Origin of the sequence: Streptococcus oralis, assembly GCF_018448765.2 — a bacterium.
GTDB lineage: Bacteria > Bacillota > Bacilli > Lactobacillales > Streptococcaceae > Streptococcus > Streptococcus oralis_BM.
In genome coordinates this window covers 1,163,738-1,189,781 of the sequence record NZ_JAHCMC020000001.1, presented here as the reverse complement: position 1 = coordinate 1,189,781, position 26,044 = coordinate 1,163,738, and the positions used below count along the sequence as shown (strand labels likewise).

The 26,044-nt window shown below is 39.0% G+C and carries 24 protein-coding genes and 1 other annotated feature; of the genes, 23 read left to right on the top strand and 1 reads right to left on the bottom strand.

All coding sequences use genetic code 11. The features are described from left to right. Positions 1–40: 40 nt before the first annotated feature. From KIH88_RS05845 to KIH88_RS05825, 5 genes are all read left to right on the top strand, one after another. Positions 41–877, top strand: coding sequence for a LicD family protein (locus tag KIH88_RS05845; protein ID WP_007520258.1), 837 nt, complete (start codon positions 41–43; stop codon positions 875–877). Then, positions 874–1,842 carry a glycosyltransferase family 2 protein gene (locus KIH88_RS05840; RefSeq protein WP_045617371.1) on the top strand — a complete coding sequence of 323 codons (969 nt, stop codon included), beginning with the start codon at positions 874–876 and terminating at the stop codon, positions 1,840–1,842. Before KIH88_RS05845 ends, KIH88_RS05840 begins: the two co-directional genes overlap by 4 nt. Before the next feature lie 21 nt (positions 1,843–1,863). Further along, the gene (locus KIH88_RS05835) at positions 1,864–4,023 is read left to right on the top strand and encodes a LicD family protein (protein WP_045617370.1); all 2,160 of its coding nucleotides are present in this window, start codon (positions 1,864–1,866) and stop codon (positions 4,021–4,023) included. Positions 4,024–4,084: 61 nt separating this feature from the next. Continuing rightward, the gene (locus KIH88_RS05830; RefSeq protein WP_045617369.1) at positions 4,085–4,897 is read left to right on the top strand and encodes a LicD family protein; all 813 of its coding nucleotides are present in this window, start codon (positions 4,085–4,087) and stop codon (positions 4,895–4,897) included. Positions 4,898–4,940: 43 nt separating this feature from the next. Continuing rightward, positions 4,941–7,649, top strand: a complete 2,709-nt coding sequence (locus KIH88_RS05825; protein ID WP_213988050.1) for an MBL fold metallo-hydrolase — start codon at positions 4,941–4,943, stop codon at positions 7,647–7,649. Between the two features lie 45 nt (positions 7,650–7,694). Here KIH88_RS05825 and KIH88_RS05820 read toward each other — a convergent pair whose 3' ends face one another. Further along, the gene (locus KIH88_RS05820) at positions 7,695–9,173 is read right to left on the bottom strand and encodes an oligosaccharide flippase family protein (protein ID WP_213988049.1); all 1,479 of its coding nucleotides are present in this window, start codon (positions 9,171–9,173) and stop codon (positions 7,695–7,697) included. A 122-nt stretch (positions 9,174–9,295) separates the two neighbouring features. Between KIH88_RS05820 and mecA the strand changes: the two genes are divergently transcribed. The 18 genes from mecA (at position 9,296) to KIH88_RS05730 (ending at position 25,959) form a co-directional block, all read left to right on the top strand. Then, entirely contained in the window at positions 9,296–10,036 is a 741-nt protein-coding gene (mecA, locus tag KIH88_RS05815) for an adaptor protein MecA (protein WP_125841262.1), read from the top strand. Between the two features lie 148 nt (positions 10,037–10,184). Beyond that, positions 10,185–11,471: a homoserine dehydrogenase gene (locus KIH88_RS05810; RefSeq protein ID WP_213988048.1), complete on the top strand. Its 1,287-nt coding sequence runs from the start codon at positions 10,185–10,187 to the stop codon at positions 11,469–11,471. Position 11,472: 1 nt separating this feature from the next. Further along, complete coding sequence (gene thrB, locus KIH88_RS05805; RefSeq protein ID WP_084853423.1) at positions 11,473–12,342, top strand: homoserine kinase; 870 nt, start codon at positions 11,473–11,475, stop codon at positions 12,340–12,342. A 75-nt stretch (positions 12,343–12,417) separates the two neighbouring features. Next, positions 12,418–12,540: a hypothetical protein gene (locus KIH88_RS05800; protein ID WP_002875566.1), complete on the top strand. Its 123-nt coding sequence runs from the start codon at positions 12,418–12,420 to the stop codon at positions 12,538–12,540. Between the two features lie 59 nt (positions 12,541–12,599). Next, a complete protein-coding gene (msrB, locus tag KIH88_RS05795; protein WP_084853424.1) occupies positions 12,600–13,538 on the top strand; it encodes a peptide-methionine (R)-S-oxide reductase MsrB in 939 nt (312 codons plus the stop codon). 59 nt (positions 13,539–13,597) lie between these two features. Next, the gene (locus tag KIH88_RS05790) at positions 13,598–15,367 is read left to right on the top strand and encodes an ABC transporter ATP-binding protein (RefSeq protein WP_125841249.1); all 1,770 of its coding nucleotides are present in this window, start codon (positions 13,598–13,600) and stop codon (positions 15,365–15,367) included. Continuing rightward, positions 15,324–17,081, top strand: a complete 1,758-nt coding sequence (locus KIH88_RS05785; protein ID WP_125841250.1) for an ABC transporter ATP-binding protein — start codon at positions 15,324–15,326, stop codon at positions 17,079–17,081. The genes KIH88_RS05790 and KIH88_RS05785 overlap by 44 nt, the downstream gene beginning before the upstream one ends. A gap of 111 nt (positions 17,082–17,192) precedes the next feature. Further along, positions 17,193–18,452, top strand: a complete 1,260-nt coding sequence (locus KIH88_RS05780; RefSeq protein ID WP_213988047.1) for a TRZ/ATZ family protein — start codon at positions 17,193–17,195, stop codon at positions 18,450–18,452. Between the two features lie 61 nt (positions 18,453–18,513). Next, positions 18,514–18,649, top strand: a sequence feature (ribosomal protein L10 leader region). Between the two features lie 38 nt (positions 18,650–18,687). After that, entirely contained in the window at positions 18,688–19,188 is a 501-nt protein-coding gene (gene rplJ, locus KIH88_RS05775; RefSeq protein WP_001287266.1) for a 50S ribosomal protein L10, read from the top strand. Positions 19,189–19,260: 72 nt separating this feature from the next. Next, a complete protein-coding gene (gene rplL / locus KIH88_RS05770; protein WP_001196962.1) occupies positions 19,261–19,629 on the top strand; it encodes a 50S ribosomal protein L7/L12 in 369 nt (122 codons plus the stop codon). 208 nt (positions 19,630–19,837) lie between these two features. Continuing rightward, the gene (locus tag KIH88_RS05765; RefSeq protein ID WP_213988046.1) at positions 19,838–20,863 is read left to right on the top strand and encodes an SPFH domain-containing protein; all 1,026 of its coding nucleotides are present in this window, start codon (positions 19,838–19,840) and stop codon (positions 20,861–20,863) included. Positions 20,864–21,171: 308 nt separating this feature from the next. Beyond that, positions 21,172–21,459, top strand: coding sequence for a hypothetical protein (locus KIH88_RS05760; protein ID WP_213988045.1), 288 nt, complete (start codon positions 21,172–21,174; stop codon positions 21,457–21,459). Continuing rightward, on the top strand, positions 21,456–22,097 hold the full coding sequence (locus tag KIH88_RS05755; protein WP_213988044.1) for a hypothetical protein: 642 nt from the start codon (positions 21,456–21,458) through the stop codon (positions 22,095–22,097). Before KIH88_RS05760 ends, KIH88_RS05755 begins: the two co-directional genes overlap by 4 nt. Continuing rightward, positions 22,098–22,553, top strand: a complete 456-nt coding sequence (locus KIH88_RS05750) for a hypothetical protein (protein ID WP_213988043.1) — start codon at positions 22,098–22,100, stop codon at positions 22,551–22,553. A 196-nt stretch (positions 22,554–22,749) separates the two neighbouring features. After that, on the top strand, positions 22,750–23,652 hold the full coding sequence (locus tag KIH88_RS05745; protein ID WP_213988042.1) for a DUF2268 domain-containing protein: 903 nt from the start codon (positions 22,750–22,752) through the stop codon (positions 23,650–23,652). A gap of 62 nt (positions 23,653–23,714) precedes the next feature. Continuing rightward, entirely contained in the window at positions 23,715–24,083 is a 369-nt protein-coding gene (locus KIH88_RS05740; protein WP_213988041.1) for an EXLDI protein, read from the top strand. 210 nt (positions 24,084–24,293) lie between these two features. Next, positions 24,294–25,298, top strand: coding sequence for an NADP-dependent oxidoreductase (locus KIH88_RS05735; protein WP_213988040.1), 1,005 nt, complete (start codon positions 24,294–24,296; stop codon positions 25,296–25,298). 16 nt (positions 25,299–25,314) lie between these two features. Then, the gene (locus KIH88_RS05730) at positions 25,315–25,959 is read left to right on the top strand and encodes a TetR/AcrR family transcriptional regulator (RefSeq protein ID WP_000444591.1); all 645 of its coding nucleotides are present in this window, start codon (positions 25,315–25,317) and stop codon (positions 25,957–25,959) included. Positions 25,960–26,044: the final 85 nt, after the last annotated feature.

Here is a 26,044-nt window from a genome sequence, read left to right as displayed (position 1 = left end):
TAAAATGATATAACTCGTTATTGGATAGAAGAGGAGAGATATGAGTGATTTGAAAGCGATTCAGGCTCGTAGCCTGGAAATGGCTGAATATTTCGTCGCATTTTGTAAAGAACATGATTTGTTGTGCTATCTCTGTGGTGGAGGAGCCATTGGCGCCCTTCGTCATAAGGGCTTCATTCCTTGGGATGATGACTTAGATTTTTTCATGCCCCGCAAGGACTATGAAAAATTGGCAGAACTGTGGCCCCGTTATGCAGATGAGCGCTATTTCTTGTCAAAGAGCAAGAAGGATTTTGTAGACCGTAACCTTTTTATCACCATTCGTGACAAGGAAACCACTTGTATCAAGCCTTATCAGAAGGATTTGGATTTGCCACACGGTTTGGCTTTGGATGTTTTACCTTTGGATTATTATCCTAAAAATTCGGCTGAGCGTAAGAAACAGGTTCGTTGGGCTTTGATTTATTCACTCTTTTGCGCCCAAACTATCCCAGAAAAGCATGGTGCTATCATGAAATGGGGAAGTCGCATCTTACTCGGCCTAACTCCAAAATCTCTACGTTATCGCATTTGGAAAAAAGCTGAAAAAGAAATGACCAAGTATGGTCTGGCTGAGAGCGATGGAATCACGGAATTATGCTCAGGTCCCGGCTACATGAGAAACAAATACCCGATCGCATCTTTTGAAGATAATCTTTTCTTGCCATTTGAAGGAACAGAGATGCCCATTCCAGTCGGTTATGATGCCTATCTCAGAACTGCTTTTGGGGACTATATGACACCACCACCAGCGGACAAGCAAGTACCGCATCATGATGCTGTCATAGCTGATATGGATAAGCCTTATACAGAATACAAGGGAGAATATGGAGCATGATGGGAGAAAAAATAAGCGTTATCGTTCCGGTCTACAATGTAGAAGCCTATCTGGAGCGATGTGTGGAGTCGATTCTTCAACAGACTTATGCCCATTTTGAGTTAATCTTAATCAACGATGGTTCTACTGATTCCAGTGGACAGATCTGTGATCGCTTAGCATCTCAGTATGAGAATATCAAGGTTTATCATATCGAAAATGCTGGTGTTTCAAATGCTAGAAATATGGGAATTCAGCTAGCGACGGGTTCTTGGGTTACCTTTATTGATAGCGATGATTTCGTTACCCAGGATTACCTAGCTACTTTAGCAAGTGCAGTTGAAGGGTTGAATGTAGGCTTTGTAATTGCTCCTCTGCACCATATCAAAAACGGCATTGTAACTGATATACCTCCACATTCTGGAAAAACAGAACTCTGGTCAACAGAAGAAACCATGAAGGAACTATTGATGACTACCAGAACGTCATTTTTTCCAGTCGCAAAACTGTTTAAGAGAAACCTGCTTGCGGATGAAAAGTTTAATACAAATTATCATCTAGCTGAAGATGCCCTATTTTTAACTGAATTGCTACTAAAGACAAGATGCAGTAGCGTATTTATTGACAAACCTGTTTATTATTATGATCATCGTGAGGGAAGTGCAACAACATCTGTTAATCAGCATGTGTTTGATACGATAGAAGTTTATCAGCAAATAATCGCTCAAGTTTCGAAAGCCTTTCCTAATTTAAAATACGAATTAATAAACAGAGAATGTTGGTCGTACATCACAGTTTACGATAAAATTATCTTTACTTCACGTGAAGAGTATCAAAAGGAGAAAGCCGAGCTGAGGACTTGGATTGTTCAGCATCGACGCGAAATATGGAAGGATGCTTATTTCACTACTTTTCGCAAGGTAGCGATCCTTTCACTTGTCATTTCTCCATGGCTATATAAGAAAATTGTTGGATTAAAAAACTAATATCATGAGAAGGAGTTGAAAATGAATTTTTCAAAAATGGATGAATACTTTGAAAAATCAAAACTATGGATTGCGTATCTATTTGTTTTCATTTCGATTTTAAGTATGAGTTCACTGGTTTATAAGATAGCAAATCCCCTCTATAAGGGATTGTCAGCGATTGTAGTGCTTTATATTTGCTATACTTTATTGTTTAAGTGGAAAGAAATCACAGTAGATCGTAAATTTCTATCCTTATTTGGACTATTAGCTGGAAGCCATCTGCTATCTGCTATTTTCAATCGCTCGGGACATTTGATTGGAAATGTGATTGAAATTCTCTTCATGGTAACCTATGTTTTACTATTTACCATGTTGCAATCAGGGCAACTTAAAAAATTATTTGACTGGATTGCCTATACGGTTCAAATTGTATCTTTTTCTTCAGCAATTTTTGCGTTTGGTTTATTGGTAAGTAGAGTCCTTATCCTATTTAAGATTGGCGAACAATCTTATTACTATGGTGTCATGAATGGACGTCTGTGGGGAATTGTTAATCCTAATGCTAGTGCGATATTTTCATACATTAGCATTATTTTGGCTATGTATTTGATCCATAAAGGAAGTAAGTATTCTGTTTATCTTAAACTGAACAATGTGATTCAATTAGTTTACTTCGCTACGATGCAAAGTCGAGGAGCCTTACTTTCTTTACTTCTCATGATTGGACTCTATAGTTTCTTTGCTACTAGAGGAAGTATCGTTAAACGATTCCTCACTTTTATAGTTGTTGGTTTGCTGATTACTGCAACTAATATTGGATTAAGCTATGTAACTTCAATCTATATTTCATCTGAAACTACGACTGTCTTAGATTTAAACAAAGGACAATCCTATGCTGAAACAGATTCGTCTGTCGCTAAGAAGAATGGTGAGCTCCATCTGATTGAAACAACACCAAGTGGTAGAACCTATATCTGGAAAAATGCCATCAAGATGGGAAGTACGAAACCAATTTTTGGTTATGGTGTACGAAATGTTCCAGATTACTATACAGAATATTTCAGTAAATTTGAGATTCAAAACTCCCTTATCGGTGGGAATTTCCATAACATTTTTGTGACCATATTTGTCAGTTCGGGAGTTCTAGGCTTAGCATTCTTCTTTCTTATATTGGGATATGTAATCAAGCGCTTTTTAACTTATTTGATTGTTTCCAAGAAAAATACTGATAAATTGATCATGATCCTTTTCTTCGGTATCTTGCTTGGTCAATTATTTGAAAGTCAGATTATGTATTCAACCAACTTTATTAATATCATCTTCTGGCTAGCGATTGGCTATGGACTTGTAGTCTGCAAACAGGATGAAGGAATTCGGTATCAAGAAGTAACAGATGTCAGTGAAATTCAACAGATGGAACTTGGAATCATGGAGTATATTCATGAAGTTTGTCAGAAAATTGGGGTTAAGTATTTCTTAGCATATGGAAGTCTAATTGGTGCTGTTCGCCATCAAGGATTTATCCCTTGGGATGATGACATGGATATCTGCATGTTACGAGAAGATTATGAAAAGTTACAAGACTACCTTATCGCTAACCCTGATGAACGTTACGAGGTCATGTCTTATAAAAATAATCTCAACTATGTCTATCCCTTCATGAAAGTGCAGGATAACCATACCTACTTGTTGGAAGAAGATGTTCGCATCGATTCAAATATGGGGATATATGTAGATATTTTCCCTGTAGATGGCTACGAGGATGACGTAGAATTTAAAAACAAGATGACGAAACTGATAAAGAAACGTCAATTGAGTTGCTACACCTTTAAAGGCATTACTAATACGAAAAGTGTACTGAATTCACTGCTACGCTATGTGTCAGTTATTATTTTCTATTTCACCAATACGAACAAATACGTTGCCCAGATTGAAGAGCTTGCAAAATCCCGTAAAGTCTCAGATTATGAGCAAGTGGATTATCTTATCTACAAAGATATGAACAAACCAGTGTGGAGACGTGAATGGCTGGAACAAGCTACTACTGGAACATTTGAAGGTAAGGAATTTACCATTCCGAAAAATTATCATGAAATTTTGACCTCAGACTACGGAGACTATATGCAATTGCCACCGGTTGAACAAAGAGTATCTCATCATGATTTTAAATTGTGGAAGATTGTTAAAAGGTCTAAATAACGAACAGGATTGGGATTAAGAAACGTTTAAAAATATAGTCAAATTTAGGAGAATAAAACCTATGTCTGAAAGAACTTTAACTCTTGAAGAAATCAAACAAGTAGAATTGGATATTTTAAAGTATCTACATGAGCTTTGTGAACAACATCAAATCAAATACTTTGTTGATTTTGGAACCTTACTAGGAGCTGTACGCCATAAAGGATTCATCCCTTGGGATGATGATACAGATATTTCCTTAGCGCGTGATGAATTTGAAAAACTGTATAAGGTTTTACAAAATGAAAATCATCCCTACTATAAATTGATTTCATTCAGAGAAACAAAGGGATATCCATACAGTTATATGAGAGTCTATGATGTAAGGACACGTCGAGATGCTAACCTCGTAGACCCAACGGTCGTATTGGGAACTTGCGTTGACATTTTTCCATATGATGGTGTCGTAACACAGGAAAATGACCGTAAGAAAATGAAACTCTACAAATATTTCGTTCGCCTTTCTTCTTTGAATTTTAAAGGGATCAAGTCTGAGAATGGTGGACTTAAAAACCTCCCTCGTTATATGGGATCAGCTATTTTCCGCTTAACTTCTCCACAGCTATGGAATCAAAAATTAGAGAGTCTTGCTTTGAAGTATAGTGTAGATCAAGCAACAGATCTTACTTGTACTATCTATGACCCTTATTATCCAAATGGTATAAAAAAAGAATGGCTCTATGATTTGATTGATATTCCTTATGAAAACATTGTGGTCAAGGTTCCTAAAAAATACCATGAAATACTTGTCTACGAATTTGGAGAAAACTATATGACTCCACCCCCTATTGAGCAGCAAGTCCCAGGAGGGGATAAAAACTACTGGATTGATTAGATTAGTAAAAGTTGCTTATTGTTAAGATAAAGGAGTTTTCAAGGTGAAAAATAAATGGTTATTAAAATCAGTTAGATATAGTGTTCTCGCATTCTTTCTATTACTGATTCAGTTATCGCAAGGAGTAGATGCAGATACTATCTCTGCAGGTTCGGGCAATCGTATCCATTTCATAAATACTAAAGCAAAATCTGGGAGTGATGCCATCCTTCTGGAAAGTAATGGCCATTATGCTTTGATTGATATGGGAGAAGACTATGATTTCCCTGATGGGAGTGACCCACGCTATCCAAGCCGCTGGGGAATTTCCATGAGAAATAATCAAGTATTGGAAGATCGCTTGATTCGCCACCTGGATCAAATAGGTGTAAAAAAATTAGATTTTATTCTAGGAACTCATGTCCATAGTGATCATATCGGCGGAGCAGATGAGATACTTAATCGTTATCAAGTTGATAAGTTTTATCTGAAAAAATATTCAGATGATCGGATCACCTCACACTGGGGACTTTGGGATAATCTTTTTAATTATGATAATGCTTTGAGAGCGGCTCAAAAACGAGGGGTTACTCTTATTCAGAATATTACAGATGAGGATAGTCACTTTAAATTAGGTGATATGGATATCCAACTCTATAACTATAAGAATGAATATGATGCTGATGGGAATCTGAAAAGAGTTCGAGATGATAACTCCAACTCCATTGTTTCAGTGGTGACTGTGGCAGGAAAGAGAATCTATCTTGGTGGAGATTTGGATAATGCCGAGGGAGCAGAAGATAAGTTAGGTCCAGTTATCGGCAAGGTTGATATGATGAAATGGAACCACCATTATGATGCGACAATTTCAAATACGATTAATTTCCTTGAAAACTTATCACCAAAAATGGTTATTCAGACAACTGGTGGAGATATTAATGTTGCTTCAACCAGAGAATACCTTCAGAAGAAAAATATTCAGGTTCTTCATGCTGCTAGCCAAACTCAAGATGCTACCGTTTTTGATATTAGCGATAAAGGATTTGCTAATGTTTCAAATACCTTCCCTGATATCCCTGTAGTTGACGAAAAATGGTATCAAGAAGATGGTTATTGGAAATATCGTTTGACTGACGGAGAAATGGCTATCGGCTGGAGAGAGATTGGCGGAGCCACTTATTTCTTTAACGGAAAAGGACAAATGCAAGCAGGTCGCTGGCTTCATCTTAACGACGACTGGGGAGAAAATGCCAAAGGGAATGATTACTATCTGAACCAAAATGGTAAAATGCAAACTGGTGGTTGGTTCAAACTAGATGACTCTTGGTATTATATCCAATCAAATGGTGCTAGACGATTTAGCGAGCTCTCTGAAATTGGAGGGAAAAAGTATCTATTTGCGGCAGATGGGAAGATGCTAACAGGACATCAAGTCTATAATGGCAAGAAGATGTTCTTTAGCGAAAGTGGTGCACTCCAAGCAGCAGGTAAGCCTTCAACTTGGCAAAAGATTGATTCAGATTGGTATTTCTATGATGAGGATGGGCTAAAGACTGTCGGTAAAAAGAATATTAATGGAAGCACGTACTACTTTAATCAAGAAGGTGTCATGCAAACTGGCTGGACCTTTGTTGATGGTCACTGGAATTATTTTGCAAGTTCTGGAGCTATGAAAACTGGCTGGGTCAAGGATCAGGAAACATGGTATTATCTGGATAAAGATGGCATCATGTTAACTGGCAGACAAGATATCAATGGTGTTCGTTACTATTTGAATGCTAGTGGTGCCATGCAAACAGGCTGGGCCTTTGTTGATGGTCACTGGAACTATTTTGCAAGTTCTGGAGCTATGAAAACTGGTTGGGTCAAGGATCAGGAAACATGGTATTATTTGGATAAAGATGGCATCATGTTAACTGGAAACCAAGATATCAATGGTGTCCGTTACTATTTGAATGCCAGTGGTGCCATGCAAACAGGCTGGGCCTTTGTTGATGGTCACTGGAACTATTTTGCAAGTTCTGGAGTTATGAAAACTGGTTGGTTGAAAGATAATGAATCATGGTATTATTTGGATCCAGAAACAGGCATCATGGCTGTAGGCTCTAAAGAAATTGACGGTAAGAACTATTTCTTCAAATCCTCAGGCATCATGCAAGTTGGATGGCAGTGGTCAAATGATTCTTGGCATTATTACGCTACGTCTGGCGCAGTCCAAACTGGTTGGTTGAAAGATGGTGATGCTTGGTACTATCTTGAAGGAAAAGAAGGCATTATGCTGGTCGGCCTTCATCAAGTAGATGGTAAGCAATATTACTTTAGCAGATCTGGAGCCATGCAAACTGGCTGGAAATGGTTTGATAATCATTATCGTTACTTTGAATCAAATGGAGCCATGAAAACTGGTTGGATAAAAGACAAAGGCGTCTGGTATTATCTAAATCCTGAAGATGGCATCATGTTGGTTGGCCTTCATAAAGTAAATGGTGATCATTATTACTTTGATGAATCAGGAGTTATGCAAACGGGTTGGAAACAGCTTGATGGTAATTGGTACTATTTCCAAGCTGATGGTTCTTTGTTGAAGAACGCAACAACACCTGATGGTTACAAAGTAAACGAAGAAGGTATCTGGAAACAGGCTGTTGCTGCTGTAAATAGCGAGGCAGTCAAGCCAGAACAGAAACAAGAAGCTAATTCCTCTATTGTGGAACAACCTAAACAAGATTCAAACCTAGAAGCCAACGCTTCTGAAAAGAAGGAAAAAGAATAAAGAAGAAATCCCCTACTGGCAACTAATTTATCAGTAGGGGATTTTTTAATTTCGTTTTAATTTAGCAAGTACAAGATTCAGTGCATAGTGGAGTGTTTTGTCTTTGGTGATAAAGAGGGTCAAGAGATAATAGATACCACAAGTTGCTACGGTAGAAAGAACCATGAGAATCATATTGAAGTTTACTGTGTAGGAATTGATTTGGAAAATCATCTTGAAAATATAGAAGATTGGTATAAAACCAAGGGATATGAGGCTATAACGTGTTAAGGTTATAAAAATTTCTTTTAAACTAATCAGTTGGTGTTTCTTGATAAAATGAATTTCAAGTAAAACAACGATAGCTTCTGCGATAATGGTCGTGGCGATGTAATACTCAGGTGCAAAAATATTATTGAAATACAAGATGCTATTTAAGAGTATATTGGCGCCACCACCGAGGAAGTAGAAGGCAGTTAAGCGATTTTCATGGTCGTTGATAAAGATAATCTGTTTACCAAGGATCAATTCAATAGCCCATATGATGGTACGAAAAGCGAAGACGCTAGTTACGATACCCGCTTCAAGATACTTTTCAGAAGAATAAATAACAGTTGCGTACCGTCCTAATATCATAATCCCAATACTAGTTGGAACCATAAGGAAATAGAATAAGGATGCCGCTTGATTCACGAGATAATTGTAGGACTTGTAATCCTTTTTACCGAGATAGTAGCCAAGGCGCGGAATACTTACGTTGATAGCTCCACTCAAGACACTGGCAATCAGCATGACGATACTATAGGCAATTGTATAATAGGAAATATAGTTTTCATCCGGTCCCTTGGTGATAAACATTCTATCTAGCAAGGTATAAAGCATATTAGCGTTTGCTAAGAGAAGCATAGTGAAGAGCGGTTTAGAAGCTTTAGCTAATTCGACGAATCCAATTTTAACAAAAGAAACTTCCCTCTTAATCCAAAGAAAACTGAGCAGGTAGTTGAGGATAGTGGTCGCTGTCATAACGATAGCATAAGGAACGATATCATCTGCCGTTTTAACAAAGGCGAAGATAGCAACCAGCATGGTAATTCGAATAATTAACGTTTTGTAGAGGATGAAGGCATAGTTTTCATAAGCCTCGTTCATCCATTCGATATTGAGGAATTGGAAGAGAGCCTGGGCCCCTAGAATGTAGTAGAGGACTTTCAGGTTCTCAATGCTGGTGTCAAAGAAGATGAAGAGGAAGTAGATACCAGTCGTCAGGAGAGAAGTGAAAACTGAGATATAAAACAACTTAGAGAAAACATAGTTGATTTTATTCTTGTCATCCTTGACCTTACTAATAGCTCGAATCCCGTAGTTGTAGATGCCAAAGGCAGCTAGTGGAATAACGAAACTTGCCCAGGTATTGGCTGTATTGAAATAACCGTAGTTGGATTTGCTGAGAATCCGCGTCAGATAAGGGTTGGTTATCAGTGGAAAAACGATATTGAGAATATTGACCAGCAAGCTGGCCAAGGCATTTACTTTTATATTTTTCATTGAACTTTCTTTCTTAAATCTAAAATCATATCTAGTATTATATCACATTCTCGCTTCATTCTTTTGATAAAATCGTAAAAATCTAGTATAATAGATAGACTGAAAGTATGAGGTTACTAGATATGAAGATGAAACAAATTAGTGATACAACACTGAAAATCACGATGACTTTAGATGATTTGATGGATCGGGGAATGGAGATTGCAGACTTTCTCGTTCCTCAGGAAAAAACCGAAGAGTTTTTCTATGCTATTTTAGATGAGTTAGAGATGCCAGACAATTTCTTGGACAGTGGCATGCTAAGTTTCCGTGTGACGCCAAAACCTGATAAGGTCGACGTCTTTGTGACCAAGTCCAAGATTGACCAGAATCTGGATTTTGAAGATTTAGCGGATCTACCCGACATGGAAGAATTAGCCCAAATGTCGCCGGATGAATTTCTCAAAACCTTGGAAAAGAGCATTGCAGACAAGACCAAAGACGATATTAAAGCTATCCAATCTCTAGAGCAGGTCGAAGCAAAGGAAGAAGAGCAAGAGCAAACAGAAAAGGAGACGGAGAATAAGAAGGAACCTTATATCTACTATATCCTGCGTTTTGCAAGCCTTGCTGACTTAGTTGCTTTTGCAAAGACGGTTAACTACCAGATGGAAACATCTGAACTCTATAAGATGAATGGACACTACTATTTGACAATCTTGGTTGATGTGGCAAATCATCCTAGTCCTTACCCATCCTGGCTGTTAGCCCGTATGCGTGAGTTTGCAGACGACAGTGACATCAGTCGTTCAGTCTTGCAAGAGTATGGGCAAATCTTGATCAATCACGATGCAGTTCTCGGTCTTCAAAAAATTCATTCATAGTTTTTAGAAATCAATTTTCATTTATCGGGAAAGACGAATCATGGGATTCGTTTTTTCTTTACCAGACTGAAATAGTGATTTACTATATTAGGAATTTTCGCAAAATTCTGTTATAATGGCTATATCAGAAAATTTCTAGGAGACAAACATGACAGTTAAAATTGCTTTACTTGGATTTGGTACCGTTGCAAGTGGTGTGCCATTCCTCCTAAAGGAAAATGGAGAAAAAATCGTTCAGTCAGCTCATTCGGAGATTGAAGTGGCCAAGGTATTGGTCAAGGATGAAGATGAAAAGAATCGCTTGCTTGCAGCAGGAAATGACTTTAACTTTGTGACTAATGTAGATGATATTTTGTCAGATCAAGACATTACAATCGTAGTGGAATTGATGGGGCGTATCGAACCAGCTAAGACCTTTATCACTCGTGCCTTAGAAGCTGGGAAACACGTTGTTACTGCTAACAAGGACCTTTTGGCTGTCCATGGCGCAGAATTGCTAGAAATCGCTAAAGAGCATAACGTAGCACTTTACTACGAAGCGGCAGTAGCTGGTGGGATTCCAATTCTTCGCACTCTAGCAAATTCGTTGGCTTCTGACAAAATCACGCGCGTTCTTGGTGTCGTTAACGGAACTTCTAACTTCATGATGACCAAGATGGTGGAAGAAGGCTGGTCTTATGATGATGCTCTGGCTGAAGCTCAAAGACAAGGTTTTGCAGAAAGCGACCCTACAAATGACGTGGATGGGATTGATGCAGCCTACAAGATGGTGATTTTGAGCCAGTTTGCTTTTGGTATGAAGGTTGCCTTTGACGATGTAGCTCACAAGGGAATCCGCAACATCACACCAGAAGACGTAGCTGTAGCCCAAGACCTTGGCTATGTAGTGAAATTGGTTGGTTCCATCGAGGAAACTCCTTCAGGTATTGCTGCAGAAGTGACTCCAACCTTCCTTCCTAAAGCACATCCACTTGCCAGTGTGAATGGGGTAATGAACGCAGTCTTTGTGGAGTCTATCGGAATCGGTGAATCGATGTACTACGGACCAGGTGCTGGTCAAAAACCAACTGCAACTAGTGTTGTAGCGGACATTGTCCGTATCGTTCGTCGCTTAAATGATGGCACTATTGGTAAAGACTTCAATGAATACAGCCGTGACTTGGTCTTGGCAAATCCAGAAGATGTTAAAGCAAACTACTATTTCTCAATCTTGGCACCAGATTCAAAAGGTCAGGTCTTGAAATTGGCTGAAATCTTTAATGCTCAAGATATTTCCTTCAAGCAAATCCTCCAAGATGGCAAAGAGGGTGACAAGGCGCGTGTAGTGATTATCACTCATAAGATTAATAAAGCACAACTTGAGAATGTTTCAGCTGAGTTGGCCAAAGCTTCAGAATTTGACCTCTTGAATACCTTCAAGGTGTTAGGAGAATAGGATGAAGATTATTGTACCTGCAACCAGTGCCAATATTGGGCCAGGTTTTGATTCGGTCGGTGTAGCTGTTACCAAGTATCTTCAAATTGAGGTCTGTGAAGAACGAGATGAGTGGTTGATTGAACACCAGATTGGCAAATGGATTCCCCATGACGAGCGTAATCTTTTGCTTAAGATTGCCTTGCAAATTGCGCCTGACTTGCAACCGAGACGCTTGAAAATGACCAGTGATGTTCCCTTGGCGCGTGGTTTGGGTTCTTCTAGCTCGGTTATTGTAGCTGGGATTGAACTAGCCAACCAATTAGGAAAGCTCAACTTATCTGACCACAACAAATTGCAGCTGGCGACCAAGATTGAAGGGCATCCTGACAATGTGGCTCCAGCCATTTATGGTAATCTCGTTATTGCAAGTTCCGTTGAAGGGCAAGTCTCTGCTGTCGTGGCTGACTTCCCAGAATGTGATTTTTTAGCTTATATTCCTAACTATGAATTGCGTACTCGTGACAGTCGTGGTGTCTTGCCTAAGAAATTGTCTTATAAGGAAGCAGTTGCGGCTAGTTCTATCGCCAATGTGGCGGTTGCAGCCTTGTTAGCAGGAGATATGGTGACAGCTGGTCAAGCAATCGAGGGGGACCTCTTCCACGAGCGCTATCGTCAAAGTTTGGTCCGTGAATTTGCGACGATTAAGCAAGTAGCTAAAGAGAATGGTGCCTATGCAACCTACCTCTCTGGTGCTGGGCCGACAGTTATGGTTTTGGCTTCTCATGACAAGATGCCAACGATTAAGGCAGAATTGCAAAAGCAGCCTTTCAAAGGCAAACTTCATGATTTGAAGGTTGATACGCAAGGTGTTCGTGTCGAAACAAAGTAAAGAATAGTAGATAGGATGGGGAAAGTCTCGACTAGAGGGCTTCCTGTCCTTTTTTTGAAAAGAAGTCTATACTCAATGAAAATCAAAGAGCAAACTAGGAAGCTAGCCGCAGGTTGCTCAAAACATGGTTTTGAAGTTGTAGATGAAACTGACGAAGTCAGCTCAAAATACTGTTTTGAGGTTGCAGATGTAAGCTGACGTGCTTTGAAGAGATTTTCGAAGATTATTAGTTAAAAACTTGATAAAGGAGAAAGAAGATGGCAGAAATTTATCTAGCAGGTGGTTGTTTTTGGGGCCTAGAGGAGTATTTTTCACGAATTTCAGGCGTATTAGCAACCAGTGTTGGCTACGCTAATGGCCAAGTCGAAACGACCAATTACCAGCTACTCAAGGAAACAGACCATGCAGAGACTGTTCAAGTGATTTATGATGAGAAAGCTGTGTCACTCAGAGAGATTTTGCTCTATTATTTCCGTGTTATTGATCCCTTGTCTATTAACCAGCAGGGGAATGACCGTGGTCGCCAATATCGTACAGGTATCTATTACCAAGATGAAGCAGACTTGCCAGCCATCTACACAGTTGTGCAGGAGCAGGAGCGTATGCTGGGTCGAAAGATTGCAGTAGAGGTGGAGAAACTTCGCCACTACATTTTGGCTGAAGACTACCACCAAGACTATCTTAAGAAGAATCCTTCAGGTTATTGTCATATCGATGTGACCGATGCTGAGAAGCCATTGATTGACGCATCTAACTATGAAAAGCCTAGTCAAGAGGTGTTAAAGGAAAGTTTAACTGAAGAGTCTTACCGTGTTACGCAAGAAGCTGCTACAGAGGCGCCATTTACCAATGCTTATGACCAAACTTTTGAAGAGGGGATTTATGTAGACATCACGACAGGGGAGCCACTCTTTTTTGCTAAGGATAAGTTTGCCTCAGGTTGTGGTTGGCCAAGTTTTAGTCGTCCGATTTCTAAGGAGTTGATTCACTATTACAAGGACCTGAGCCATGGAATGGAGCGAATCGAGGTTCGTTCTCGCTCAGGCAATGCTCACTTGGGTCATGTTTTCACAGATGGACCTCAGGAGTTAGGTGGCCTCCGTTACTGTATTAATTCTGCTTCCTTACGCTTTGTAGCCAAGGATGAGATGGAGAAAGCAGGATATGGCTATCTATTACCTTGCTTAAACAAATAAAACTGAGAGGGTGGGGCTTCCCACTTTCTTCATTTCTAGAATATGAATAGAAGGGATTTATGAAACACTTACTATCTTACTTCAAATCCTATATCAAGGAATCCATTTTGGCACCCTTGTTTAAGCTACTAGAAGCTGTTTTTGAGCTCTTGGTTCCCATGGTGATTGCAGGGATTGTTGACCAGTCCTTGCCCCAGAGAGATCAAGGGCATCTCTGGATGCAGATTGGCCTGCTCCTTATCTTTGCAGTGATTGGCGTTTTAGTAGCCTTGATTGCTCAATTTTATTCAGCAAAGGCAGCGGTAGGTTTTGCCAAGGAATTGACGAACGACCTCTATCGTCATATTCTTTCTTTACCTAAGGACAGCAGAGACCGTTTGACAACTTCTAGCTTGGTGACCCGCTTGGCTTCGGATACCTACCAGATTCAGACTGGGATTAATCAATTCCTGCGCCTCTTTTTGAGAGCGCCTATTATCGTTTTTGGAGCCATTTTTATGGCCTATCGCATCTCGGCTGAGCTGACTTTCTGGTTCTTAGTTATGGTTGTCATTTTGACGATTGTCATTGTCGGTCTCTCTCGACTGGTCAATCCTCTCTACAGCAGTCTCAGAAAGAAAACGGATCAGCTGGTTCAGGAAACGCGCCAGCAATTACAAGGCATGCGAGTTATTCGTGCTTTTGGTCAGGAAAAACGAGAGTTACAGATTTTTCAAACCCTTAACCAAGTCTATGCCAGTTTGCAAGAAAAGACGGGTTTCTGGGCTACTTTATTACCCCCCTTGACCTATCTGATTGTTAATGGAACTCTTCTCGTCATCATCTGGCAGGGCTACATTTTAATTCAAGGTGGTTTACTCAGTCAAGGTGCCCTGATTGCTCTTATCAACTACCTCTTGCAGATTTTAGTGGAATTGGTTAAGCTCGCCATGCTGATTAATTCTCTCAACCAATCCTATATCTCAGCCAAGCGAATCGAGGAAGTCTTTGCTGAGACTCCTGAAGATATCCATTCGGAGTTAGAACAAAAGCAAGCTACCAGTGATCGGGTTTTACAAGTTCAAGAATTGACCTTTACCTATCCTGATGCGGCCCAGCCTTCTCTGAGAGACATTTCCTTTGATATGAAGCAGGGGCAAATCCTTGGTATCATCGGAGGTACTGGTTCTGGTAAATCAAGCTTGGTGCAAGTCTTACTTGGACTTTATCCAGTAGACAAGGGGAGCATTGACCTTTATCGAGATGGACGTAGTCCTCTTAATTTGGAGCAGTGGAGGTCTTGGATTGCCTATGTGCCTCAAAAAGTCGAACTTTTTAAGGGAACTATTCGTTCCAACTTGACTCTAGGCTTCAATCAAGAAGTATCTGACCAGCAACTATGGCAGGTCTTGGAAATTGCGCAAGCTAAGGATTTTGTCAGTGAAAAGGAAGGACTTTTGGATGCCCTAGTTGAAGCAGGAGGCCGAAATTTTTCAGGTGGGCAAAAACAACGTCTGTCTATCGCCCGAGCAGTCTTGCGCCAAGCTCAATTTCTCATCCTAGATGATGCAACTTCGGCCCTCGACACCATCACAGAGTCCAAGCTCTTGAAAGCTATCCGAGAAAATTTGCCAGACACGAGCTTAATCTTGATTTCTCAACGAACCTCAACTTTACAGATGGCTGACCAGATTCTCCTTTTGGAAAAAGGTGAGTTACTAGCTATCGGCAAGCACGATGACTTGATGAAAACTAGCCCAGTATATCGCGAAATCAATGCATCCCAACATGGAAAGGAGGCCGAGCATGAGACGACAAACTGCAAACCAGACGCTCAAACGTTTGGCTAAGGATTTAGCAAGCCATCCCTTCCTCCTTTTCCTAGCCTTTCTAGGAACGATTGCCCAGGTTGCCTTATCAATTTATCTACCTATCTTGATTGGGCAGGTCATTGATCAAGTCCTGGTGGCTGGTTCTTCACCAGTTTTTTGGCAGATTTTTCTCCAGATGCTCTTGGTGGTAATAGGAAATACTCTGGTACAATGGGCCAATCCTCTCCTCTATAATCGTCTAATTTTCTCTTATACCAGAGATTTACGAGAGCGAATCATCCATAAACTCCATCGGTTACCGATTGCTTTTGTGGATCGACAAGGCAGTGGAGAGATGGTTAGTCGTGTGACCACAGACATAGAACAGCTGGCAGCCGGCTTGACCATGATTTTCAATCAATTTTTCATTGGTGTTTTGATGATTTTGGTTAGTATTCTAGCCATGCTCCAAATTCACCTTCTCATGACCCTCTTGGTCTTGCTGTTGACGCCATTATCTATGGTGATTTCACGCTTTATTGCCAAACGGTCCTATCATCTCTTCCAGAAGCAAACAGAGACCAGGGGGATTCAGACTCAGTTGATTGAAGAATCGCTTAGCCAGCAGACCATTATCCAGTCCTTTAATGCTCAGACAGAGTTTATTCGAAGACTGCACGAGGCTAATGGCAACTACGCAGGTTATTCTCAGTCAGCTATCTTTTATTCATCAACGGTCAATCCTTCAACTCGCTTTGTCAATGCGCTGATTTATGCGCTTTTAGCTGGAGTGGGAGCCTATCGTATCATGATGGGGTCCACCTTGACCATCGGTCGTTTAGTGACCTTTTTGAACTATGTTCAGCAGTATACTAAGCCCTTTAACGATATTTCTTCTGTTCTAGCCGAGTTGCAAAGTGCTCTCGCTTGTGCAGAGCGCGTCTATGCTGTATTAGAAAGTCCTGAGGTTGCTGAAACAGGTAAAGAAGTCTTGACCAGTGACCAAGTCAAGGGCGCCATTTCCTTTAAGCATGTTTCTTTTGGATACAATCCTGAAAGGATCTTGATTAAGGATTTGTCTATCGATATCCCAGCTGGTAGCAAGGTAGCCATCGTTGGTCCAACAGGTGCTGGTAAGTCAACTCTCATCAATCTCCTCATGCGTTTTTATCCTATTAACTCGGGAGATATCTTGTTAGACGGTCGTTCTATTTACGATTATACCCGAGCATCATTGAGACAGCAGTTTGGCATGGTGCTCCAAGAAACCTGGCTCAAGCAAGGAACCATTCATGACAATATTGCCTTTGGAAATCCTGAAGCCAGTCGGGAGCAGGTGATTGCTGCTGCCAAAGCAGCCAATGCAGCCAATGCAGACTTTTTCATCCAACAGTTGCCACAGGGATACGATACTAAGTTGGAAAATGCAGGAGAATCACTATCTGTCGGTCAAGCCCAGCTCTTGACCATCGCCCGAGTCTTTCTAGCTATACCAAAGATTCTTATCTTAGACGAAGCGACTTCCTCCATCGATACACGGACAGAAGTGCTAGTACAGGATGCCTTTGCTAAACTCATGAAGGGACGTACAAGCTTTATCATTGCTCACCGTTTGTCAACTATTCAGGATGCGGATTTGATTCTTGTCTTGGTGGATGGCGATATCGTGGAGCATGGAAATCATCAAGAGCTCATGGTTAGAAAGGGCAAGTATTACCAAATGCAAAAAGCAGCAGCTTTTAGCTCTGAATAACTCTTTCTATTTTGAAATATTATGGAAAAAAGTTGCCTTCGGGTGACTTTTTTGTTACAATAGCTAGAAAAATTGTTCACTGTAAATTGTCTTATAGAAAAGGAACCTATAATGAAAGTCTATCAGCATGTAAATATCGTGACTTGTGACAAAGATTTCCATGTTTATTTGGATGGTGTCTTAGCCGTTAAGGACTCTCAAATCGTCTATGTCGGTCAAGAGGAGCCTGAGATTTTAGAGCAAGCTGAGCAGATTATAGACTATCAGGGAGCCTGGATCATGCCTGGTTTGGTCAATTGTCACACCCATTCTGCTATGACAGGTTTGAGAGGGATTCGGGATGACAGCAATCTCCATGAATGGCTTAATGACTATATCTGGCCAGCAGAAGCTGAGTTTACTCCCGATATGACTACCAAGGCAGTCAAAGAAGCTCTGACGGAGATGCTCCAGTCAGGGACAACAAGCTTCAATGATATGTATAATCCCAATGGAGTGGATATTGAGCAAATTTATCAGGCAGTCAAGGCGTCTAAGATGCGTTGTTATTTCTCACCGACCCTCTTTTCTTCAGAGGCAGAGACAACTGCTGAAACTATAAGCAGAACACGAGCCATCATAGAGGAAATCTTAGGATATGAAAATCCAAATTTCAAGGTTATGGTAGCCCCACATTCTCCCTACAGCTGTAGTAAAGATTTGCTGGAAGAGAGCTTAGATATGGCAAAAGAGCTGAATATTCCTATCCATATCCATGTGGCGGAGACCAAGGAGGAATCAGGAATTATCCTCAAACGCTATGGCAAATGTCCCCTTGCCTTTCTAGAAGAACTAGGTTACTTAGATCATCCGTCTGTCTTTGCTCATGGGGTCGAATTAAACGAGAGAGAAATTGAACGCTTGGCAACTTCTCATGTGGCTATCGCCCATAATCCTATTAGTAACCTCAAACTAGCCTCAGGGATTGCTCCCATCATCCAACTTCAAAAAGCAGGAGTAGCAGTCGGAATTGCGACTGACTCGGTTGCTTCCAATAACAATCTAGATATGTTTGAGGAAGGACGGACTGCAGCCCTTCTTCAGAAGATGAAGAGTGGAGATGCCAGCCAGTTTCCAATCGAAACAGCCCTCAAAGCTCTGACGATAGAAGGTGCCAAGGTCCTTGGAATGGAAAAGCAGATAGGAAGCCTAGAAGTCGGCAAACAGGCAGATTTTCTGGTCATTCAACCACAAGGAAAAATCCATCTACAACCTCAGAAAAATATGTTATCTCACCTCGTTTATGCAGTCAAATCCAGTGATGTTGACGATGTTTATATTGCAGGAGAACAGGTGGTTAAGCAAGGCAAAGTTTTGACGGTAGAGATTTAAAAAATTTCAAAAAAAGTTTGCAAAAATCTTGCATTCTTTTTTTGTCTATGCTATACTTATATACGGTTTGAAAAAACTGCCTAAGACAGTAGGGGAGCTCGACTCATAAAGATCCTACCGAGGACAAAACGTATCATGTAAAAAGAAGCGTATTGTACTTTCGTGTCTAGGTTTGGGCGCGTTTTTCTTTTGAAAAAATTCCCCAAGCAAAATAATTACGGAGGTGAACACACTAATGAGTGAAGCAATTATTGCTAAAAAAGCGGAACTAGTTGACGTAGTAGCTGAAAAAATGAAAGCTGCTGCATCTATCGTCGTTGTAGACGCTCGTGGTTTGACAGTTGATCAAGATACAGTTCTTCGTCGTGAGCTTCGTGGAAGCGAAGTTGAGTATAAAGTTATTAAAAACTCAATCTTGCGTCGTGCAGCTGAAAAGGCTGGTCTTGAAGATCTTGCATCAGTATTTGTTGGACCATCTGCCGTAGCATTTTCTAATGAAGATGTTATCGCACCAGCGAAAATCTTGAACGACTTTGCTAAAAACGCTGAAGCACTTGAAATCAAAGGTGGTGCAATTGAAGGCGCTGTCGCATCTAAAGAAGAAATCGTTGCTCTTGCAACTCTTCCAAATCGCGAAGGACTTCTTTCTATGCTCCTTTCTGTACTTCAAGCGCCAGTGCGCAACGTTGCTCTTGCAGTCAAAGCGGTTGCAGACAACAAAGAAGACGCAGCTTAATCTTAAGCTACGCAGCGTAGCCTAGCTACGAAAAAACTATTATAATTAAAAACTTATTTGGAGGAAATAACAATGGCATTGAACATTGAAAACATTATTGCTGAAATTAAAGAAGCTTCAATCCTTGAATTGAACGACCTTGTAAAAGCTATCGAAGAAGAATTTGGTGTAACTGCAGCTGCTCCTGTAGCTGTAGCTGCAGCTGGTGCTGCTGACGCTGGTGCTGCTAAAGATTCATTTGACGTTGAATTGACAGCTGCTGGTGACAAAAAAGTTGGCGTTATCAAAGCTGTACGTGAAATCACTGGTCTTGGACTTAAAGAAGCTAAAGAACTTGTTGATGGTGCACCAGGCGTCATCAAAGAAGGCGTTCCAACTGCAGAAGCTGAAGAAATCAAAGCTAAATTGGAAGAAGCTGGAGCTTCAGTTACTCTTAAATAATAGAGCGACTACTTTAGTAGCTTAAAAACATGATTAAACCGCTATTCTTAGGAGTAGCGGTTTTTCTATATTTTCTATTTGAAGTTTTGTCCAGAGACAATAATTTATAAATATGAGTTGCCTTTTCAATAAAGGGGTTATATAATAGTAATATAGTTAGGGAAGATTGATTTTTTAATTTATAATTTTTATTAAAAAAGGAGAAAAGATGGCATTAAATTTGTTTGATGTTATTCGTTATGAAGGTGAAGATACAAGGAATATACTTGCTTGGAGACATCCTAAAACGAATATCAAGATAGGAACAACTGTAATTGTAAACCCTAGACAGTGTGCTGTATTGTTTTCAAATGGAAGAGCAGTAACTACTTATGATGCTGGTAAACATAAGATTGAAGGATATGATATTCAAGTAGTTTCAGGAATAAAAAGTTTTCTAAGTGGAAGTATTTCATCTGACTCATCATTTTTGTGGTTTGTAAACATGTATGATTTACAACCGATTGGATGGGGAACTTCTTCTCCTATAATTATTCGAGATCCAGAAAGTGATATTCCTGTTGAATTGAAAATACATGGGAATTTCATTCCTCGAATTGTAAATTTGGAAGCTTTTATACTAGAATTTATGCCAAGTCACCCTGATGTTATAACAGCTGCTATTTTACAAAACCGATTTAGACAAACCGCCAGTGGACTGATTAGTTCGGTTATTTCACAAGTAATATATAACTATAAGATTCCAATTATTGATATTGAGATGCACAGTTTTGATATAGCTGTTGGTTTGTCAGAAATTTTATCTAGCCATTTTGCTAAGTATGGAATTAGTATTGAGGAATTTAACATTGAGGCTTTAAAGGTAAATCAGAATAGCAATGGATATAGAGAAATCTTTAAATTCCACAAGCAAATTTTAGAAGCCAAAAGCAAGCAGGCTAGTCGAGATATTGAAGAATATACGTATCAAGAAGAGAGACAATTTGATATTTTAGAAGAGGCAGCTAAAAATAATGATTCTACAGGGAATCTAATGGGAACAGGCATGAAAATCGCCATGGGACTTGGTTTAGGAGCTAAATTCGGCAATTTGGTGGATCAGATTGAAGATAGGAATTCTCAGCATCAAACTGATCTCAAAGGCGAAACAGGCTTAGCTAATTTTTGTAGCCAATGTGGAACTGCTTTTTTGGAAGGTGCAAATTTCTGTTCTAATTGTGGTAATGAAAGATAGTTCGAACCTTAGGAGAAAATAATTTTTATACCAATCTAGGTTGGATACTATCTTTAACTTTTGGTTTTTTATATTTTCACATTTATTTTTGATTTTATTTGGGAAGTCTGGGATTACCAGAATTTCCCTTTTTCTTAGAAATCTGAAAACTAAGGTTTCTTTGTTTGTATCTTTAGATCATTCAAATTATGTAATTCCAAGTATGAAAATGTATGAATAGATACAAAGAACTATGAAAAGTACTTGGAAAGTTTTTAAGAAAGTAAGGGATTTACTTAGACAAGTTCTATGACAGGAGGATATTTTGGATGTACCAAGTATTTCGTTTATTAAGTATACTTTTTATGGGATTAACAAGTGCAACATTTTTTATTTCACTATGGACCGTGACTCTATTTCTAGAACATGGTGAGCCGATTTTCTCAATAGTGACACCTATTATTTTTTCTTTATCAGGTTTCTTTTTGTCTTCCTTTGCATTTTATAGCTTTGGTGTTTTAGAAAATATAAAAATTAAAGTCAAAGCTTTGGATGAGATATATAATGGGAAAGCTCTTTATAGAGAGTATATAGCAACTAGAGGAGAAGATAGGTGAAGCAGTATATTAAGAATAATTGGGAAAAAGGCTTTCATTGGTTAATTTCGAATATAGTAATACTCTGTTTTGTAGTTTTATCACTTGCTATCTTTTCTATAGATGATGGACCAACTATCTTTATATTGAAAAATCTTGATTTTATAATTTTGGCAAAGTTTGTGGGCATTCCTATTGTGATCAGTTTTTTATTTTTATCATTTCAAAATGTTACCTTTGTGCTAGTTGCTTTAATTATTTTATATTTATTTCGAGAAACAATTAAAGATTCCTTTTCCTTGAAGAAATTAAAACAGAAGAATTTACTTCAAATACTTGTTTTAATCATTTTATCATCGTTTTTTGAATTTGAAAAATCTAGGGAATGGTCGGTCCGATTTTTATTTCTTTTAGTTCCTTGGTATTTGCTTAGTGTGATTTCAATTTTGGTGATGACTTATTGTGAGTCTAAGAGACAAGAAGAAGTCAAGAAACGAAATCAAATACAAGCATTATTCACTTTATTTGAAAAGCACCAGATTAACAAAAATACCTATCCTGTTATTTGTCCATCATGTAGTGGTGAGAATCTGCTTGACCTAGGGCAAGGTAAATCATGTGATTATTGTGGTGCATGGTTATCTAGAAAGGAAATATAAATGAGACGCTATCGTTTAATTATTTCCAAGGTTGTTTATCCTGTAGTATCTTTCATATGTATTATTTCGGGATTAAAATTTTATCAGTCCATAGATAAGGAAATAAGATGGTTATTAGGAAAAAAAGAAGGATTACTTCACGATTTCTACTTTATGTGGCTTTTAATAGTTACAATTTTGTTTGTTTTATTTTTCCTATTTTTGATTCTATCTGCTTTTTTATTTTTAAAACAGCCACGGATGAAACAATATGACAAAGCTTTGATAACAGTCCTTAAGTTTGAAGAACAAGAAGAGGATGTTATTGAAATTAAGGGGAAAGAATTACGAGATGAGTTATCTTATCGACTATCAGCAAAACGTGTTTATTGTCCTACTTGTCATAAGCCAACAGATGGAGTAATTGGAACTGAATTGACCTGTGCAACTTGCGGTAAAACTTTTATAGTTTCTTGATTTTAGGATAATCGAAATGATGTTATCTTTTTTCTGTTCTAAATGGGTAAACCTACTTGAAATTATAGTCTGATACGAAAGTTCTAGGGTGCTTTTTTCTAACAGTTACTAGAATCTTGATAGAAATTCGATTTTCTTCTTGACTCTGACCTTAGGTAAGGGATTATACTAATAGTAGATAAGAAAGGAGATTATTATGCAAATCAATATGATTCGTTCAGATAAAGCTTACCAAGAGATGCTCGAGCTTCCTTTGGAAAAGAGAGAGGGCTGTTTTCGAACTAAAATATTAGCACCTTTTGCTACGAAATACCAAACTCAACATATTCCTCTGAAAGCCAAGTATCCCGGAGGATTTGATGCTTTGTTCCTACTTGGTTTTATGAATCAGCTACCCGGAACTCTGTCAGAGAAGGATAGACCGGCTATCGACGCTCTAAGTTCTGATCAACTCTGGCAAAATTGTCAAGATACCATCAAGAGGAGTATTGGTCTTTTTGAGCAAGCTGGCTATGATTTAGAGGTTGAGGATTACCATTTTACTATTTTATTGGGCAACCCTGAAAAGGCCATGTTACAGCTCAATAAGGGTTATAGCGGAGATGGTGGAATTCCAGGTTACCTCATGCTTAGTCTGCTACCGAATGACTATACTTTGCCACGTGTGCAAGCGGCTCTGGCCCACGAGTGCAATCATAATGTTCGCTTCCAATTTATCAAATGGAACCAGCAGACAACACTAGCAGACTGGGTAGTCAGTGAAGGATTAGCAGAGTCTTTTGCTGCTGAGCTCTATGGTAAAGAGCTCATCGGATCCTGGGTCACTTCAACTAGTTCCGAGCAGTTAGAAGAGATTAAGCCCATCATCTCAAGTCAGCTTCAGCTAACAGGGATGGCGGAAATGGCTCCTTATCTTTACGGTGATGAAATAGCTGAGATTCAAGGTCAAATACCGGTTGGAATGCCCTATGCTGCAGGCTATGCTTATGGCTATCATCTGATACAAGCCTATCTGAAAAAGACTGACAAGAGCATTATTGAGGCCACAGTAACACCGACAGAAGAAATTTTAGAGGCTACTAAAGATTTTTGGAAATGATACTTTTGCTTGCAAATCTACCAGAGTCTGATATAATGAAAGTAGTTTTTGGAGGTAACTATATGCACTATAAAAGAGTTGAATTAAAAGTCACAAATCAAGGTATCCATGAGCGCAAGATTTTTCAAGGTGTTAAGATTTTCAGTCGTAGCAAACTATCCAAAGATCAGAAAAACATTCTAACACAGAAGCTTTACCTGACTCCGAAGCAAAATATTGTTTACTATCAACGAACAGATATCAATTATGAGCAGAATTGGCAACATCATAAGGACTATTACGAACTAGCTTATGACCAGTTGGACAGAGAGACTGTTTTTAAGGTTTGTCAAGACTTTGACGAACTAAGTCCTTTTCTGGAGAATGAGCTACTGGAGAAGCTAAAAGAAAAGCAGTCAACAGGCAAATTTTTTGAAAAATTAGATATATAAAAACCCGGCTGCTTTTATAAGCAGTCGGATTTCTTTGAGTTATAGTTTGATAATCTTTCATAAGGAAAAATAGATCTATTTTTATCATGAACAGCTTTTGTTAGAAGCTGTGGAAACAGTATAGTTGACATCTATGGGAAATAAGCATATAATCAAGAAAAGTGATTGAGTGCTCACTCAATTTTGTAGATGTGTAAAGGAGTTCATACAATGGTTGTTCAAGAAATACAATATAGTCGTTTCGGTGATGAAGAAGTGTTAGATTTAGTGAACATTAAATCTGATTCTTTGAAAGTGAATCAAGTTAGGGTAGAAGTTCATGCAGTTGGTTTAAATCCTATTGATTATAAGACTTTTGAAGGTGCAAAGCCACTCCGATTTCTATCTTTTATGACAAAACTCAGGAAGCCAAGTAGTTGGTTTGAGTCAAAATCATCTCTTTTTCCAAGAGGTGTTGGTCGGGATTTTGCTGGAGTTATCACAGAAGTTGGTGAAGGAGTAAAGCGGTTTGCAGTAGGGGATAAGGTTTTTGGTACAATGATCAGTGACCCTGGATTGGGGACCAAGAGGGGAGCTTTGGCAACAGAAGTTTGTGTCAATGAATCAGAAATTGTGTTGAAACCAGAGATGATTGATATGAACCATGCTGCTACTATGGGAGTGGCTTCCCTAACAGTGGGTGGTGCTTTTAGAAGAATCAACTTAAATCCTAAAGATGTTGTAGTTATTTCAGCGGCGGCAGGTGGTATTGGAAGTATTGCAGTACAGTATGCAGTTGCTAAAGGTGCGACAGTTATTGGAATTGCTAGTAAGAAAAATTCAGAATATCTGAAGTCTTTAGGTGCCATACCAGTTGCTTACGAAGAGAACATCCAGAATGCTCTTCTATCAGCAAGTCCAAAGCCAATTACAAAATTCTTGGATTGCTATGGAAGTGATTATGTTAAATTGGCTTTCAGTTTAGGATTGAAGGGCACGGCTATTGGAACGCTAGTACCTTCACCATATGTTATGATAAGAGGAGCTCAGTTCACGGGTCCGAGACATTCCACATATGATGATTTTAGAGTTCTAGCGGAAATGATCTCAGATGGGAAGGTTCGGCTGAATATTGATCAGGTTTATGATTTTTCTCTAAAGTCTGTTAGAGAGGCATATCGTAGTCTGAAGTCGGGACACACTCGAGGTAAGAAGGTTGTAAAAGTAAGAGAGTAGCAGAGAGGTGCCAGCAATGGAAAGTTTAGAACAAAAGTATGCTCAGACATTAGAAAATAGCAACTTGAGTTTAAAACAACGTCAAGTATTATTATCAAGTCTAAAGCTATTTTCAGAAATTGGCTTTGAAAATACAACAGCCAGCCTTATTGCTAAGGAGGCTGGAGTTTCAGAGGGGACAGTTTTTAGTTACTTTAAAACCAAGGAAGGAATATTAGAAGCTATTCTGTCAACTTTTCTCGAACAAGTTATTCCAGATGTGATTGCTGATTTTTCTGAGAAGAAATTTACAGCAAACCAAGAGAGTTTTCCAGTGTTTTTGAGAAGTATAGTTTGGGATAGACTAGTTTTCATTCAGGAGAATCAAATGCAAGTTAAAATTCTCTTAAGTCGTTCTTTTATTGATAAAACTATTTCTGACCAGTTAGGGAATGTTATTATTCACTCTATCATTAAGCCAATTAGTCCAGTTCTGAATCAGTTTAAAGAAAATGGTGTTATCCGAGATTGGTCAAATGAAAGAATTGTTCGCTATATTTTAGCTTTGAGTCTTTCTTATGCTCTTCCAATGATGTTGAATAATAATGAGGACCTAGACATAGATGAAGCAGTAAATGAAATAGTTGAATGCCTGTCTTTTGCCTTAGTAGAGGTAAAATAAATCTTGATTTTAAGCTTACTATTTTAAATAGTGAGCTTTTTTGAAGCCAACATAAAAATCCCCAATCATAACGATTGAGGATTGA